13 protein-coding genes are annotated in these 15,077 nt (G+C 32.7%); all 13 read right to left on the bottom strand.

The features are described from left to right. Positions 1–539 precede the first annotated feature (539 nt). Positions 540–977 (bottom strand): NanQ anomerase/TabA/YiaL family protein, encoded by a 438-nt coding sequence (locus JOC70_RS15405; RefSeq protein WP_204599778.1) that lies wholly within the window; start codon positions 975–977, stop codon positions 540–542. Positions 978–979: 2 nt separating this feature from the next. Beyond that, positions 980–2,491, bottom strand: a complete 1,512-nt coding sequence (locus tag JOC70_RS15400; RefSeq protein WP_204599777.1) for a tripartite tricarboxylate transporter permease — start codon at positions 2,489–2,491, stop codon at positions 980–982. A gap of 18 nt (positions 2,492–2,509) precedes the next feature. After that, positions 2,510–2,977 (bottom strand): tripartite tricarboxylate transporter TctB family protein, encoded by a 468-nt coding sequence (locus JOC70_RS15395; RefSeq protein WP_204599776.1) that lies wholly within the window; start codon positions 2,975–2,977, stop codon positions 2,510–2,512. Positions 2,978–3,081: 104 nt separating this feature from the next. Beyond that, a complete protein-coding gene (locus tag JOC70_RS15390) occupies positions 3,082–4,071 on the bottom strand; it encodes a tripartite tricarboxylate transporter substrate binding protein (RefSeq protein WP_204599775.1) in 990 nt (329 codons plus the stop codon). A gap of 49 nt (positions 4,072–4,120) precedes the next feature. Then, on the bottom strand, positions 4,121–5,035 hold the full coding sequence (locus JOC70_RS15385) for a dihydrodipicolinate synthase family protein (RefSeq protein ID WP_204599774.1): 915 nt from the start codon (positions 5,033–5,035) through the stop codon (positions 4,121–4,123). Between the two features lie 53 nt (positions 5,036–5,088). Next, the gene (locus tag JOC70_RS15380; RefSeq protein ID WP_341534913.1) at positions 5,089–6,108 is read right to left on the bottom strand and encodes a sialidase family protein; all 1,020 of its coding nucleotides are present in this window, start codon (positions 6,106–6,108) and stop codon (positions 5,089–5,091) included. Positions 6,109–6,217: 109 nt separating this feature from the next. Beyond that, positions 6,218–6,970, bottom strand: coding sequence for an IclR family transcriptional regulator (locus tag JOC70_RS15375; RefSeq protein WP_204599773.1), 753 nt, complete (start codon positions 6,968–6,970; stop codon positions 6,218–6,220). A 329-nt stretch (positions 6,971–7,299) separates the two neighbouring features. Then, positions 7,300–8,634: a TRAP transporter large permease subunit gene (locus tag JOC70_RS15370; protein WP_204599772.1), complete on the bottom strand. Its 1,335-nt coding sequence runs from the start codon at positions 8,632–8,634 to the stop codon at positions 7,300–7,302. 21 nt (positions 8,635–8,655) lie between these two features. Beyond that, positions 8,656–10,236: an amidohydrolase family protein gene (locus tag JOC70_RS15365; protein WP_204599771.1), complete on the bottom strand. Its 1,581-nt coding sequence runs from the start codon at positions 10,234–10,236 to the stop codon at positions 8,656–8,658. A 186-nt stretch (positions 10,237–10,422) separates the two neighbouring features. Beyond that, positions 10,423–10,944 carry a hypothetical protein gene (locus tag JOC70_RS15360; RefSeq protein ID WP_204599770.1) on the bottom strand — a complete coding sequence of 174 codons (522 nt, stop codon included), beginning with the start codon at positions 10,942–10,944 and terminating at the stop codon, positions 10,423–10,425. Between the two features lie 379 nt (positions 10,945–11,323). Then, positions 11,324–12,970 carry a hydroxylamine reductase gene (gene hcp / locus JOC70_RS15355; protein WP_204599769.1) on the bottom strand — a complete coding sequence of 549 codons (1,647 nt, stop codon included), beginning with the start codon at positions 12,968–12,970 and terminating at the stop codon, positions 11,324–11,326. A 152-nt stretch (positions 12,971–13,122) separates the two neighbouring features. Then, complete coding sequence (locus JOC70_RS15350) at positions 13,123–14,004, bottom strand: cation diffusion facilitator family transporter (protein WP_204599768.1); 882 nt, start codon at positions 14,002–14,004, stop codon at positions 13,123–13,125. A 238-nt stretch (positions 14,005–14,242) separates the two neighbouring features. Next, positions 14,243–14,938 (bottom strand): YgjP-like metallopeptidase domain-containing protein, encoded by a 696-nt coding sequence (locus JOC70_RS15345; protein WP_204599767.1) that lies wholly within the window; start codon positions 14,936–14,938, stop codon positions 14,243–14,245. Between the last annotated feature and the right edge of the window lie 139 nt (positions 14,939–15,077).

Here is a 15,077-nt window from a genome sequence, read left to right as displayed (position 1 = left end):
CAATTTAAAAGTTTAATCTGTTTCGCTCATCGCGTTTCTTAACATTTAACTGTTAAGTAATTGACTGGTTTCTATTCTCTGTTCAATTTTCAAAGCCCCTGCCCTGTTAAGGCAACTTTTATATCTTATCATCTTCATTTAAGCTTGTCAACTAGTAATTTTTACTTAATAACTTTTATTTGTTATTTTGCTTTACTAATCACTTTGTTCTAATTTGTTTTACTGTTTCTTGTTTGCCGCTGACCTCAGCGACGAAGACTATCTTACCACGTGTTAATCTATATACAATTATCAACAATTGCCTTTGATTAAACTTATCAATATCATTCTCCTTTATTCGACATTTTCCTTTAAGTTTCATATACTGATACGCCGGATAAAGTTTATACTTAAACAGGTTAAAATCCTTATAAAAAACTCTATAAAATATTATGAACTCTATAAAATATAGAGTTCATAATATTTTATAGAGTTTTTGCAAGTCTACTTTCACTATAAACTTTATTAAGTAGCAAGTTTTGGCGAGATTACTTAGTAATCTACACCGGTAATTTAATCACGTACTTTTTATATCTCTTAGGCATATCTACATGGCAGCAAGCCTTATGCGCATCACTTGGGAACATAATATAGCTCATTCCAGCTTTTATTTCTATACTTGTCCCTTTCCCATCATAAAATGCAGCATCCTTCTTTTCATTATATTCAGTAATACACTTAAGCTCATTTTTATCTGCCCAAGCCATTACTTCACTGCCCTCTACGACATATTGAATATCAGTATATTTATTGTGAGATTCAAAGTTACATTCTTCAATATGATTTGTTATCCCCTCTTGTACCATTAAAAATCCACCATCAAATTCATATCTTCCAACAGGCAAATCAATTGAATTATTTATAAAGTCAATTGCATTTTCAAGATAATTAATCATAGATTTATATTTACTTATGTTTCTAAATTCATCTAATATCATCTTTACGCCCCAATTCCGTCTTTTTCTTTCTTAAATATTTTCTTCAATAAAGGTCCATATAATGGTGAAAGTAATGAGGCTATAGCAATAAATAAGAAAATTGCACAAATTGGTCTTGAGAAAAATATTGATAAATTGCCATCACTCATAATTAAAGCCCCTCTGAAGTTTGCCTCTGCTAAACTTCCAAGAATAATGCCAATAACAATTGATGACATTGAGAAGTCCATCTTGTTCATAAAGTATCCTAAGAATCCAGATACAACCATTATAAAAACATCTGTCATTGAATTATTATAGGAGTACGCTCCTACAAATGTTAGTGTAAATATTATTGGAAGAAGCACTTCATTAGGTATATTAATAACCTTAACAAAAAGCCTAATTAAGGAAAATCCAAAAAAACCCATTACAATATTTGCAACTAATAATCCAATAAACACCGTATAAACTTGTGGTGCGTGTTCTGTAAATAATAATGGCCCTGGTTGTAAACCTTGAACTAAAAATGCCCCGAGCATAATAGCTGTAGCACCATCTCCTGGTATCCCAAGCGTTAACATAGGAATCATAGCTCCACCAGATACTGCATTGTTACCTGCCTCAGGAGCAACAATCCCTTCCGGTTCACCATTCCCAAAATTATCTTTATATTTCGACCATCGTTTTGCTTGATCATAAGAAATGAACGAAGCAATATCTCCACCTGTTCCTGGAACACATCCTATAAAGGTTCCAATGAATGAGGAACGTAGCAATGTCACCATTACTCTCCTAAGATCTTTAAATGTTGGAAATGCTCGTTTGATCTTAACATCATGTTTAACATATTTCTTTTTATAAGATTCTTCTACACTTGCCAGTACTTGTGAAAAGGCAAATAGTCCTATTAATATTGGAATAAAAGACATTCCTCCCATAAGATAAGTTGTACCAAATGTAAACCTTAGCTTTCCACTCATTGCATCTATACCAATGGTTGCAATGAATAATCCAATTAGTCCTCCAATAAGTCCCTTTAAAACTGATTTAGAGGATACACTGGTAATAATGCTTATACCGAATACTGCAAGAGCAAAATATTCTGGCTTAGAAAATTGTACCGCAACTTTTGCAAGCTGAGGTGAAAATATTATTAAACAAATGGTACTAAATACTCCACCAAATGTACTACCAAAAGTTGAAAGACCTAGAGCGCGTCCTGGTTCTCCATGTTTAACAGCCATTGGATATCCATCTAATGTAGTTGCTGCTGATGCTGGTGTACCAGGAGTGTTTAATAGTATTGCAGAAATTGAGCCTCCATATATAGCGCCACAATATATACCAAGAAGCATTAAAATACCGCCTATACCTTGAAATGCAAAAGTTAAAGGAAATAAAAGCGCAATACCCATATTTACTGATAAACCTGGCATAGCACCAATAAGAATGCCAATTCCTGTACCAAATATTAGTCCTAATATATTAGTTAAATTAAAAACATTCCCAACTGCTGTCATAATATCACCCATTACCTCTTCCTCCTTTCACTAATTTATAAATATTGGATTTGGTAATTGTGTTTTTAACAATACTCCAAATATTATATAAATAGCCAATACTGTGGTTATTGAAGTTATAGCCATAAGTTTTTTATCTCTGGTATCTAATAAGTACATTACTGTAGGAATAAATATAAGAGTTGATATATAAAATCCTAATACATATAATCCAATACAGAACATAATTATTACTACCATCATTAAATATACGCACTTATTTGCATCAGAGTTTAAAACTACGCTCTTTTTTTCTTCTTTATCTTTATGTATAATATTTGAAATAAATAGTACTATTGCACATATAACTAAAAGCAAACCTAACATAAGTGGCCAAAATCCCGCCCCTGGATCTCCTCCAGATTTTATAGGGAATTTCTTTGCTAATGTAATTATAAAAGCTCCAACAAGACCAGTTATAACTGAAGCCACATTATTCCACTTTCTCATAGTATTCATAGGTTTCTCCTTTCCATCTAAATTAGAAACAAAAACTTGTTGTTGATTGAATAATTAAAATGTACGACTGGTAATCATACCAGCCGTATATTTTATAGTTATAATTAGTCAAGTTTAATCTTAGCTAACATTTCTTTATACATTTCATGATCTTCCTTCATCATTGTGTAAACATCATCGCCAACAATATTTACAGGGTCTATACCTTGCTTAATAAAATATTCTTTGTACGCTGGGTCTTCAATAGTTTTCTTAGCTGCAGCCCTAAGAGCATCTACGACATCTTTTGGAGTGTCCTTAGGAGCAACTAATACCGCCCACGCACGAATTGTCATGTCATGTCCTAATTCTTTAAATGTAGGAACGTTTGGATAAAGATTTGAACGCTGGTCAGCCATTACAGCAAGTATCTTAAGTGAACCTGCATCTACCTGACTCTTAAAGTTTGATGGATCTGCAACTGTAGCATCTATATGTTTACCAGCTAAAGCAGCAGCAATATCAGCAGAACCATTTGGATATGGAACATGTTTAAGCTTTATTCCGTATTTTTCTTCCATAGAAAGTGCTGCAATATGCCATATAGCACCCATACCTGAATTACCTACTTGAATTTTTCCTGGATTTTTCTTAGCATAAGCTACAAATTCATCTACGCTATTATATGGAGCATCTTTAGGAACTACAAGAGCTGCTGGTGCTGCAATTGGTGCAACAATTGGAACAAAGTTCTCATAGGTTACTGGTGATTTGCCTTGGTGTGGGAACATAGCAAGTTCAACTGTAACCATACCTAAAGTATATCCATCAGCCTTTGCCTTTGATGTTTCCACCATCCCTGTTACCCCACCACCATCTGGCTTATTTGTTGGAACAAAGTTTGAATCTTTTAAATTAGATTTCATATATTGAATTAATCCTCTGGTAGAAATATCTGTACCTCCACCAGGTGCCTTAGGAATGATTACTGTAATATCCTTGCTTGGATATGCCTTTGAAGTGCTTGTCGCTGTGCTTCCACAAGCAGTTAAACCTACAGCCATTGTCGCCACTGCAGCTACAGAAATAATTGATTTTAATAATCCTTTTTTCATTTTATTTCCCCCTTAATTTTAGTTTATTTTGCAAATATTTATCTTAATATTATAAATATTTTTTCTCCATTTTTTCTGTCATACGCTTTAACATCTTTACTTCCTTTTTAAATGTTTCAGTAAGTCCTTCAGCTTCTTTTGTACGACAGCTAATATTAATATCTAATCCATCTAGTTCTAAATAATATTTAGCATTAACCGGATAATATTGTCGTTCAATTAAAGAACATATTGTAAGTTCATCCGATAGTTCTTCTAAGTCCTCCTTATTGTAGCCGTTACAAACCTTTACATAGAGCTTAGGTTGCATATTAGCCATTACACCGCTATATCCAGCTGCGCCTTCCTTTAACGATTCTAGTAATGTAGATGTGTTTGCATTGTAAAGTTTTAAATTTGTACCTTTAATTACTTCCAATTTTTCTTTAATATTTTCCATATCACAGCTTGTATCCTTTAAGAAGTAAAATCTTCCTGTTTCAGCACACCATCTTGTTACTTCCTTTGTCATCACTCGCTTGTACGGATATGGACATTCATAGAATCCTAATGGCATATCTTCAGGTAACTTTTCAAGCAATCTTTGTAAATTATTAAGCCACACTTCATCACTTTCGTCTTCCTTAGCAAGACGATTTGTAATTAATATTGTTGCATCAACGCCAGCTGCTGCAATTTCATTCAATTCCTTAACTTGGTCTTCAAAACTATCTGAAACATGACCTGAAGCAATTACTGGCACTCTTCCTGCTGCTTTTTCTTTCACAAAACAGGCAATTTTCACTCTTTCCTCTAATGATAAAAAGAACATTTCGCTTGATTGACATACGGCAAATAATCCTAAAACTCCATTGTCAATATACCAATTCACAAGTTGTTCTAATGCTTTGTAATCTACCTTGTTTTCTTTAGTAAAAGGTGTAAGCATTACAGGCCATACTCCCCCCGGAAAATTATTAATCATCTTTTTTCACCCCTCTAATTTTATCTTTATATTAGAACCAATTATTTATTAAATCACTTAATTTTAATTCTCCAAAATGCTATTGTTTCTCTTTTCCACGTATAAGAAATAAACACCTCATCTCCATCTGCTATGATTGCAGGATATGAAAATTCCCCTTCCCCACTATCTAAATCTATTAGTTTACTCCATGTTTCACCATTATCTTTTGAGACCGCAAGAGATATTGGTGTTCTGCCTCCCCAATTCACTCCAATAGGATTATATACTAGGGCTAAAGTACCATCTTCTAGTTTTACTAAATCAATACCACTATTATTATTAGGAAGTGACGTTTCATATGCTTTAGCCCAAGTTTCCCCATAGTCATTTGAATCACTTCTGTATATCTTACCCTCAGTACTTCTTAGGAGCATATGTATATTCCCTTTTACTGATTCCCATAATGTTGGCTGAATCACCCCTCTACCAAAGAATGACTGTTCACTCACTTGTACATTGCTTTCATCCGCTCTTACGGTACGCTCAAATTTACTTCCAACAATGCCTTCAATAATTATGTTATTACTTTTAGTCCAAGTTTCCCCACCATCATCAGAGTAATCAACGAAAGCACTCCATATCCCATCTTCTAATGATCCTGGCGCTAAAATTCTTCCGTTGGATAATCTAATTGGTTTATTTCTAACGGGTCCTCTACCACCTTCATCCCCTTTTACCATCTCATATGCCTTGTCCCAGGTGCCACCATCATTATGCGATATTTTAATCATGGTCTTCCACCTGCTAATTTCTTTACCTACTTTATAAAACAATACTGTTTCATCACTTTTATATTGAAAAAGCACTGGATTCCAATGAACATTTTTTTCATCTGTAACCTTAACTGGTATACTCCAAATGTTGTCTTTTCTTTTAGACATCCATATGGATACGTCATCATTTCCTTCCTTACTTCCCCCAAACCATACACATAATATAGATCCGTTTTTTAACTTTAATAGACTAGAGGCATGGCACATATCTGTCATAACTTTATTTGTTATAAATTCTCTGTTTATAATTTCATACACTTTCATTCCTCCTATAAAGTAATTAGAAATCTTTATAGTTGTTCATCATTAGAGAACGTCGTTCATATATTTATATATTTTTTTAGGGAAAAATGTATTTTCCCTAAAGTTACGTATTCCGTTTTATTAATTCCGCCTTTTCTTTTAACATATTTGCAAAAATTTCTATATGCTTATCGTCAAATCTAAGTGATGGACCTGTTGTACTTAATGCACCAATTAATTCATTGTTTTTATCAAATACCGGTACACCAACACATTTGATACCATATTCATGTTCCATGTTGTCTATGCTGTATCCAAATTTACGTATATTCTTAAGCTGCTCCTTAATTCCTTCTGGATTAAGAATTGTATAATCTGTAAATTTTGTTAGTGGCTTTTCTAAAATTGTCTCTATTAATTTTTCATCCAAAAATGCCAGCATCGCTTTCCCAATGGCAGTACATACAAGTGGTGCTGTTAGTCCCTGTATCCATCGTATATTATATGCTTTTTCAGGGAATCCACCCTCCATGTACATAACATTTTCTCCATCAGGTATCCCAAAATATACAATTTCACCAATACTGCCTGTAAGTTCGTTTACGCACTTATGAACAATACTTTGAAAACCAATTGTTCTTGCACTAATATGAGACAATTTGATTATTTTACGACCTAATCTATACTTTTCATTGTCCTTGTTTTGCTCTACATACCCACAAGCTTCTAAAGTTGAAATTATGTTATGAACATTACTTTTACATATATCTAACCTTTTGCTTATATCTGTAATGCCCAGCTCTAGTTCTTCTAGAGAAAAACATTCAAGTATATCTAATGCTTTTTTTAAAGATTTTACTTTTATTTTATCTTCCATCCCAAACCTCTTTCGTTCTTGCATGCTGAACATTGTTCCAAATTTACCACCTATATACAGTATACATCTTGATAGTGATATTTTCAAGAGCATTTTGTGAGAATATTCTTTTTTATCCTAAAATTATGCAATTACCTAGAATTAGCTACTAGATATTGAAAATAAATTATAATTAATCTTACTTAAATAAGTTTACCACACAACTAAAAAGGAAATTGAGTTACAATTTCCCTTTTAATCTCTATCACAGTATGCCTTCATTCATAATACATCAATGTGTAAAGCTTTCTTTCCTAGCTAATAGCTAACATATAATACCTTATTTATTTTTATCCTGCTAGCATTGGTCCAATAAATGCCCAAACCATAACCCAAATCCAAAGTGCAGCCGCTCCAACCCAGGTTGCCTTTAAAACCGTTTTGGTATTGCTGCAGCGCGCTATGCCTAACTGTCCTGCAAGATTTGCAGTTGGATATAAAGAACCTGTAATTCTTGTAGCTGCTAGTATTGCTGTAGCCCATATTTGCATTGGCAATCCAACTGAATTAACTAGATCTATAAACATTTTGTGCACTATTGTAATTTCAGCAACTGCAGCTGCTTCAATACCAAATCCTCCAACTAAAGAAGCGATAATTAAAACTCCTGCCTTTCCTCCACCTGCAACAAGACCTGTCAGAAGCTTACCTAAAGCATCAAATCCACCGCCAATATTTATCATGCTAAACATTACTTCAAAGAAAATAAACACAAAGAACATGTTTGTCATCTTTGATGCACCTTCAACAAATGTGTCGATTGCTGAATCAATTTCAATTCTGCTGCTAATGGTAAGAATGGCAGATAAGATTAACATTACAATAATGGCATAATTTGTACCTTGTTTTGTAATGACACCATACCCAACTAAGATAGCAAACACTATTAAAAATAATATCGTTGTGCGTTTTTGCTCTGTACTTACAACCATTTTATTAATATCAATCATGTCTTCAGTTATCTCATATACTTCAACACCTTTTAGCTTCTTTTGAATTTTAGTTACAGCAAAAACTGTAGCACCAATCCATACTATACTAAAAGGAATAACGGCCCACAACATAAGCTTTCCATAAGAAAGACCTGTAACACCCATGGTTGCAATAGTAACACCAGTAAGCGGACCCAGTATTAGCCCAACCTCCCCAGCAACTTTAAACAAAGCACATACAGCACTTGGAGTAAGTCCAACTGCAGCCACAACAGGAATGATAACAGGTGCAATAATTGCATTGCCGCCAGCTAATGTTCCAAGCAATCCACATATAACAATGGAACTAATTATAACTGCCGCCATACCTTTCTTTTCAGTATTAACTCCAATTCCCTTTACAATCCAGTACACAAGTGTTTGACTCACTTTTGTTTTATTCATTAAGTAGCCAAGTCCACTTCCACACATGATTATAATTCCTATTATAGCCAAGAAGGATCCTAGTGAGGTAGCAAAGATTCCAGCTAACGCTTTAAGCCCCTGTCCCGTTAAAACTGCAGCTACAATTACACCTACAATTAAACCTGATAAATTAGATTTATTTCTAAAGACCATTATTAAATAAACTAGTAACGGTAATAGCGCTATTAACGACGGAGCCGAAATCAATGCATATTTTCCTAATTCCATTTCCCTTCCCCCTTCAAAATTTTAATTATCTTTTAATAAAATTCTGCCTTTTTTATTTTCAGTTCTTACGCCGTTAAGAAGTTCAGGACTACCAGCTATAAAAACATGGTTGATTCCTATAGGCTTTACAGGAGAATGCATGAATGTAGACATATCTTTTACTTCATTAAAATCAAATACAGTTATATCAGCAATATTATTAACTTTTAGCGTTCCTCGATCCTGTAATCTAATAATACTGGCGGGAAGCCCTGTGATTTTATATACAGCATCCTCCAAGGACATTAAATTATTTTCACGGATCATCTGCAAAAATCTCGGAAATGTTCCAAAACATCTAGGATGTGGATTATAGCTTAAATCATAACTAAAGTTATATCCGTCGCTTCCTACGGCTATATCCATTTCCTTCATAATATTAAGCACATCCTCTAAACTTAGTGAATAATATATCGCTGATATCTCACCGCTGCACTTAAGTAAAACTTCAATTACAGCCTCCTCTGGTGATAAGTTAAAAATCTTTGCAATCTCTTCAATGTTTTTTCCATCAAATTCGGGAATATGTCCATGTGTAGAAGAAATTCCTACTTTACTTGCTCCCCCACGTCGTTCCATTTCAGTTTTAATATCTAAAAGCAGTCTAGAGTCCTTTACTTTAAGTCTTTCTAACATCTTTGAATTGCCCCCATCCTGAGCCCAACCAGGTACAAGTGCAGAAAGTCCTGTAGACGTTGCTTCATAAGGATATTGATCACAAGTAATAGTGCATCCCCTTTTACGTGCAGCTTTAATATTATTGAGAAGTTTTTCTGAATTACCCCATTGCGGTTTACCAATGAGCTTTAAATGTGAAATGTGTAAATGAACACCTGTACTTTCCGCTACTTTAATCATTTCATCAACAGCTTCAAATACTAAATTGCTTTCATTGCGTAAATGTACAGTAAGTATACCTTGATTTTCCTTTATTACCTTTGCAAGTTCTATGAACTCACCTAATTTCCCATAACTGCTTGGTGGATAAATTAGCCCCAAGGACATACCATATGCTCCGTTTTTTAGTTCCCTATCAAGGATACTCTTCATCTTATGAAGTTCTTCAGCAGTAGCTTCTCTATCATCAAAACCTACCACGCAAGCTCTAAGTGTGCCATGCCCAATTAAGGTACCACTATTAATTGTCAATTGCTTCTTACTTACAACTTCAACATAGTCTTTCATACTATCCATTTTTAAAGATGTATCTTCAGGAATTATCTCAATTGTTCTAGAAAAAAATTCTCTAATTTCTTTACTTTTGGATTCATTTGATGGAACTAAAGAAATGCCGCAGTTTCCTGTAATTTCTAATGTAACTCCTTGATATAACATACTTTCTGCTTCTTTTGAATTGAGAGGACATGCATCTGAGTGGGTGTGAAGGTCAATAAATCCCGGTGAAATAACTTTTCCCTCACAGTTAATTACTTTACTACCTGTAACATTTTCATTGTCAGTGATTTCTACAATTCTATCACCTTTAATGCACACAGTGGCCTTATAGGGAATCTTCCTTGTACCATCCACTACCAGACCGTCTTTTAGAATAAAATCATACACATCTAGCACCCCCAAATATTATTTATAAAGCTTCTTTCATATTGTTAATGAAAGACCTTATACACTTAAAGTTAAGTATTAAATAACTTAACTCTCTTCCTTTGTGGGTTATAGTAATATATGAAATTTATTTACCTTTTATTACGTTAATGTATATGAAAAAAAGCCTCCAAATTAGGAAGCTCTTTATCGGAAAACTTTTTTATTATATCCACTTAAGGCCAGCAAAGCCTGTGATGGAAGATAAAATATCCATATCAATATAGATAAGTCTTTTGATATAACTGATAACGCTACGTTTATATCACAAAGTAAAAACAAAGTGATACCTACTGCAACTAAGTACCTACTATACATTGGATAAAAAGCTCCCTTAAGAGTTTTCCATCCTGTATAGACGCTATAAAGTAAAATAACTGCATAAATAAATCCTATAATCAGAGTGACCTTTTTTATACCTTCATATCCTAGGTCTTCTATAAGTAAATTATTTGCAAGAGATATAACTATTAAGATAATAAATATAATAGTAACTACTAAAAAGTTTAAATTATATCTTCGTTCTATAGCCCTCCTATGACGTATTATGTAAGTAATTTGTACTAAGCAAAAAATCATTATGCCTAATTCATTTAAGCCTAAAATTATCATACACAAATCGGCTAAAGCAGTAAGAAAAATTGCCAATCTTAAAAATATAGTATCCATTTTATCATGTCCGTTGCTTCCTATTAGAATAGATAAAAACAAACATAATAGTATTCCAAAATACTTTAACACCGATGAGTACACTGTTTTAAAATTATTAGTGTAATCAATATAGATAAATGCACAATATATAATTAACTCAATAAAAAGTACAAGCTTTACGATTAATATCTTAACATGATTTTTTATAATAATCACTTCCAAAACATAATATTTTCCTTATATTATATTTTGCTAAATAATAAGTTTAAATATAATATCTTATTATAATAACCCATTAATAATTTTTATCCACTCATATAAAAATGCACCTCCAAGTGCTAGATTTTGTCTAACATTTGGGGCGCACTTCAAAAACAGATGCTTTTCCTTATTCTTCTTATCCTAATAGCTCTTTCAAATCATCTTCTGGTGTGCTAATTGGCTTAATATCAAAATTATCAACTAGGAATTGTAATACATTAGGACTTAAGAAAGCTGGTAAGCTCGGTCCAATATACATTCCTTTTACGCCTAATGAAAGTAATGCTAATAAATCAGCTACAGCCTTTTGCTCATACCAAGATAAAATTATTGACAATGGTAAATCATTAACTCCACAGTTAAATGCATCCGCTAACGCTAAAGCTATTCTAACCGCTGAATAAGCATCATTACACTGACCTACATCAAGTAATCTTGGAAGCCCTGCCACTTCTCCAAACTCTAATTTATTGAAACGATACTTACCACAAGCTAAAGTAAGTATAATACAATCCTTAGGTACTTTTTCCGCAAACTCTGTATAATAGTTTCTTCCAGGCTTTGCACCATCGCATCCACCTATCAAGAAGAAATGTTTAACTTTTCCATCCTTAACTGCATTTATAATTGTTTCAGCATGACCCAAAGTTGCCTTATGTCCAAAACCTACTAAAATTTCTTTAACTTCTTCATCTTCCTTAAATCCACCTAATTCCAATGCCTTGTTTATCACCTCAGAAAAATCCTTATATCCATTTTCATCTTTAGGTATGTGCTTAATACCATCCCATCCAACAACGCTTGTTGAAAAAATTCTATCTTTATAAGAATCTCTTGGTTTCATTAAGCAATTTGTTGTCATCAAGATACAACCTGGTATATCATCAAATTCCTTTTGCTGATTTTGCCAAGCGCCCCCAAAATTACCTACTAAATGAGGATACTTGTTTAATTCAGGATATCCATGGGATGGCAGCATTTCACCATGAGTATAAATATTTATATCCTTACCATCCGTTTGCTCTAGTAACATTTCTAAATCCCTTAAATCATGTCCGGAAACCACAATAAATGGTCCCTTCTTTATATTTACATTTACTTTTCTAGGAGAAGGAGAGCTATATTTTTCGTTATTAGCTTTATCTAATACCTCCATAATTTTGACACTCATCTCTCCAGTTTTTATCAAGTAACCTATAAGATCCTGAAGTGTTAAACTATCATCAATTAAAGCTTTTAGAGCTTTAAAGTAAAATTCATCCACTTCATCATTATTATATTTTATGAATCTTGCTTGATGAGCATAAGCTGCAATTCCTTTCAAACCATACTTTATAGTTTCTCTAACGGAACGAATATCCTCATCTAAGTTTTTATCATACATAACTCCTGCTTTTTTAGCATCCTCAAGAATTTCTTCTTTAGAATTACTTAGATCGTACAATGCTTCATCACTATTTATATCTTCTTGTCCAACTTTTCTCCTAACTTCTTCTTTAATCTTTTGAGATTTTTTAAGCATGTCCAAATGAGCTTCAGGATCAAAATTTACATTGGTTAATGTCATAAATAATGAATCTTCAACAAATGAAATCAATGACTTATCTAGCTTTTCCCCTTTTTCTATTAATTTAACAACATATGAGCTAATTCCTTTTAGTTGATAAATTAACAAATCCTGCATTGCAGCAATTTCTGGTGTCTTTCCACAAACCCCTATTTTAGTACAGCCCTTACCTCCAGCAGTTTGCTCGCATTGATAACAAAACATTTCTTGTTGCATATACAATCCTCCTGAATTTTCAAAATATTTTATTATTATTTTACAATTAACTTATATAATATGCAACAAAAACCCGACATTAACCTATAATTTTTACAAAAACATCTAATCTTTAACAATTTATTCATTTTCACTTTAGTTTATACTAACATCTATAAACGTTGTTTCCCTTCATAGTAAGGCTCTAAATGAAGTATAACTTGAGAATTTTCACCTAGCTCTTCTTTTACTCTATTTTCAATATTAATAGCAAGAGTATGTGAATCCTCAACACTCATATAGGCATCTACCATTATGTGAAAATCTATATACATTTCATCCTCTGTGCCCCTACTTCTCACATTATGTGCATCCTTAACCTCTTCAAATTCAAGGGCTATATTCTTTATTTTTTCTGCATCTATAACCGCCTTATCCACTAGCACTCCACTGGTATCACAAAATATTTCATAAGCAGCATGGAATATAAAACCACCTACCACTAGTGATGCTATCGGATCAATTACTGGAGGTAATCCAATTTTAATACCTATAAGGGTTATTATAACTCCAATAGAAACATAAATATCCGACCTTGTATGCATAGAATCAGAAATAAGAATTTGACTACTTAGTTTTTTTCCTTCGCTATATTCAATCTTACTTACAAATATGTTTATCAAAAGAGTTATAAATAAGGCAATTATGCTCTCCAGAGTTATATTAGGTGTAACTGGGTTATTAAATTTTTGAAATGCTCCAACAACTACCTTTATTCCAACTATAGTTAGCATGCCCCCAATAAAAAGACCCGCAAGAGTTTCAAACTTTTTATGTCCATAAGGATGTTCTTCATCGACGGGTTTTGAGGCAAACCAAATACCTACTAATCCCACAATATTAGAGGCTCCATCAGAAAGTGAATGAAACCCATCAGCTGTTAAACCTGTACTTTTAGCAACAGATCCAATTATAATTTTGATTAAAGCAACAAAGACATTTGCAAATAATATAATAAGAAGTATATTTCTAACTCTCTTTATATTACTATCCATAATTAGACTCCTTTATATATTTATCAATTGATAGTATTATTTTCACCTTACACTTCATATCATATGTCTACACATGAGTATTTGTTACTATTCTACTAGTTGAGCATCAGTGTCAGTTGATAATGATAATCTAATTTGTTTATTAAATCTTCCCACAGGATAGCTTCAACTACATTAAAACTTTATTCATATTCTTGGTTTGAAAACATAAAAAAGCCAATATCATAAGGTATTGACTTCAATCTTCTATAAATGTATTAAGTTCTTTTTTAATTATTCGCCAATTTGGCATAAACTTATCCATATAACCTATAAAGATATTATTATGATTCTTCTCAAGTAAATGAACTAGTTCATGCACAATAACATATTCAAGGCACTTTGGAGGCTTTTTGGTTAGCTGTAAATTAAGCCATATCCGCTTATCCCTTACATTGCAAGTCCCCCACCGTGTTTTCATATTCTTAACTCCCCATTCTTCAGCTGTAACTCCTATAATTTTCTGCCACTTCTCTAAATACTCAGGGATTTCACTTTTAATATTTTCACGATACCATTCATTTAATAACTTTTCTCTCTGATCCACTGTACTATTTTCACGCACTTGCAATATAAGCCTATCTCCATTAATCTTTATATTATTTTGTTTATTTGAATAAAGCACCTCAAGAGCGTATTTCTTTCCCCAAAGATATACACTTTCACCTGAAACATATTCTCGAATGCATTGTTTAGGCTGATTTTTATATTTATCCTTGTGTTTTTTTATCCATGGCATTTTAGAAATAAGAAACATTTTAATAGCTTCATCTTTCATATTTTTGGGGGCTGAGACTTGTACTCTTCCTTGGGGAGCTGCCACTCTCAAATATATATTTTTTATTTTCTTTTTTTGCACCCAAATTTCTATGTCATCAATTATCAAACTTGTCACTTTAGTTTCTCCTTAGTTCTCTGCCAATTTTATTTTTTAATTTAAATATCATACTAATAACAGTATATATTAAATAATGTTATTAATAAATAATGTTATTAATAAATAAACATACATATAGAAAAAGGATAGAAGATAT

The organism is Clostridium pascui (genome assembly GCF_016908015.1).
Lineage (GTDB): Bacteria > Bacillota > Clostridia > Clostridiales > Clostridiaceae > Clostridium_AK > Clostridium_AK pascui.
Note: the sequence above shows the minus strand (reverse complement) of the source record. Positions and strands in the feature narration are given on the sequence as shown.

Bases quoted from the DNA above. Each gene is read 5' to 3' on its own strand.
- JOC70_RS15405 (WP_204599778.1), bottom strand. From the start codon at position 977: ATGATATTAGATGAATTTAGAAACATAAGTAAATATAAATCTATGATT.
- JOC70_RS15400 (WP_204599777.1), bottom strand. From the start codon at position 2,491: ATGGGTGATATTATGACAGCAGTTGGGAATGTTTTTAATTTAACTAAT.
- JOC70_RS15395 (WP_204599776.1), bottom strand. From the start codon at position 2,977: ATGAATACTATGAGAAAGTGGAATAATGTGGCTTCAGTTATAACTGGT.
- JOC70_RS15390 (WP_204599775.1), bottom strand. From the start codon at position 4,071: ATGAAAAAAGGATTATTAAAATCAATTATTTCTGTAGCTGCAGTGGCG.
- JOC70_RS15385 (WP_204599774.1), bottom strand. From the start codon at position 5,035: ATGATTAATAATTTTCCGGGGGGAGTATGGCCTGTAATGCTTACACCT.
- JOC70_RS15375 (WP_204599773.1), bottom strand. From the start codon at position 6,970: ATGGAAGATAAAATAAAAGTAAAATCTTTAAAAAAAGCATTAGATATA.
- JOC70_RS15370 (WP_204599772.1), bottom strand. From the start codon at position 8,634: ATGGAATTAGGAAAATATGCATTGATTTCGGCTCCGTCGTTAATAGCG.
- JOC70_RS15360 (WP_204599770.1), bottom strand. From the start codon at position 10,944: ATGGATACTATATTTTTAAGATTGGCAATTTTTCTTACTGCTTTAGCC.
- hcp (WP_204599769.1), bottom strand. From the start codon at position 12,970: ATGCAACAAGAAATGTTTTGTTATCAATGCGAGCAAACTGCTGGAGGT.
- JOC70_RS15350 (WP_204599768.1), bottom strand. From the start codon at position 14,004: ATGGATAGTAATATAAAGAGAGTTAGAAATATACTTCTTATTATATTA.